Origin of the sequence: Endozoicomonas sp. ONNA1 (assembly GCF_024606325.1) — a bacterium.
Taxonomy (GTDB): domain Bacteria; phylum Pseudomonadota; class Gammaproteobacteria; order Pseudomonadales; family Endozoicomonadaceae; genus Endozoicomonas_A.
Genome location: NZ_JAHHPN010000598.1, coordinates 1 through 1,533, shown reverse-complemented (window position 1 = coordinate 1,533; position 1,533 = coordinate 1). Strand labels below are relative to the sequence as shown.

General features: G+C 50.9%; 2 protein-coding genes. Both read left to right on the top strand.

Annotation, left to right across the window (positions count from 1 at the left end; translation table 11 throughout):
- Positions 1 to 628 (top strand): amidohydrolase family protein (locus tag KDK19_RS13790; protein WP_257292188.1); only part of this gene is annotated, 628 nt, incomplete at its 5' end.
- Between the two features lie 2 nt (positions 629 to 630).
- Positions 631 to 1,533, top strand: a 903-nt coding sequence (locus KDK19_RS13785) for a urate hydroxylase PuuD (RefSeq protein ID WP_257292187.1), incomplete at its 3' end; no start/stop codon positions are given.

Genomic DNA, 1,533 nt, shown 5'->3' with positions numbered 1-1,533 from the left:
CCTTTACCTGCATACCCATCTGTCTGAAAACCCCAAAGAAATAGCATGGGTTCAGGAACTGTTTCCTGACAGCAAACATTATCTGGATGTTTATGACCAGCATGGTCTGCTGGGCTCACGATCGGTCTTTGCCCACTCCATCCATCTGTGCGAGCAAAGTTGGGACCGAATGGCCGAAAGCGACTCATCCATTGCCTGCTGTCCGGGCTCCAACCTTTTTCTGGGCAGCGGTTTATTCAGTTTCTCCAACGCACAAAACAAGAATATTCGTGTCGGGCTGGGTACAGACGTGGGTGGTGGCACCAGTCTTTGTCTGCTGAACACGATGAAAGACGCTTATCAGGTATCTCAGTTGAGTGAGAATACGATATCTCCTCTTCAAGCTTTCTACCTGGCCACGCTGGGGGGGGCCAGAGCCCTGCATCTCGACGACCGCATCGGCAGTTTCAAGATCGGCAACGAGGCAGACTTTCTGGTGCTTAACCCCGAAGCCACACCTTTGTTGAAATTCAGAACAGAAAAAACAAAAACACTGGAAGAGTTGCTGGGTGTTCTCATGGTGATGGGTGACGACCGGGTCATTGAAAAAGCCATCATCATGGGTCAGGAAACCCGAGGAAGAAACTGAGTATGGAATCCTATATACAAGACTGGTTGAACCTGATTTTTCGATGGTTGCACGTCACGGCAGGTATTGCCTGGATCGGTGCCTCCTTTTACTTCAACTGGCTGGAAGGGCGACTGGAAAACGCCCCTCAGGCAAAACAGAAAAAAGGCATTAAAGGGGAGTTATGGGCTGTGCACGGTGGTGGCTTCTATGAAGTGAACAAATACCACCTGGCACCGGAGAAAATGCCGGAAACCCTGCACTGGTTTAAATGGGAAGCCTATGTCACCTGGCTGAGTGGCTTTGCCCTGCTGGCCATTATTTACTACTTGGGCGCAGAAAGTTATCTGCTTGCGTCAGACTCTCCACTGTCACCGGCCTCAGCCATCGCAATCAGTGCATTCAGCCTGTTCGTGAGCTGGCTGGTATACGATTTACTTTGTCGGACTCCATTGTTTTCCAATGAGAAACTGTTCAGTGCGGTACTCTTTGGACTGATTGTTATTGCAGCCTGGGGATACACTCAACTGTTCAGCGACAGAGCAGCTTATATCCACGTAGGTGCACTGATTGGCACCCTGATGGTGGGTAATGTCTTCCAGATTATCATCCCGTCCCAGAGGAAGCTGGTGGATGCAGCCCAGAGTGGTGACAGCAGCTTTGATCCGGCCATTGCCCGACATGCATTGCTACGCTCAAGGCACAACAACTACTTCACCCTGCCACTGTTGTTTATCATGATCAGTGGCCATTACCCGATGACTTATGGTCATGACTTGAGCTGGGCGATTCTTGCTGCCCTGTCACTGGCTGCGATTCTGATCCGACACTTCTTTAACCGTCGCAACCAGGGCACTGTATTAACCTGGCTATGGCCTGCCGCTGCCGTAGTGATGTTGAGCCTGGCTTTTGTCATCCGGCCACAG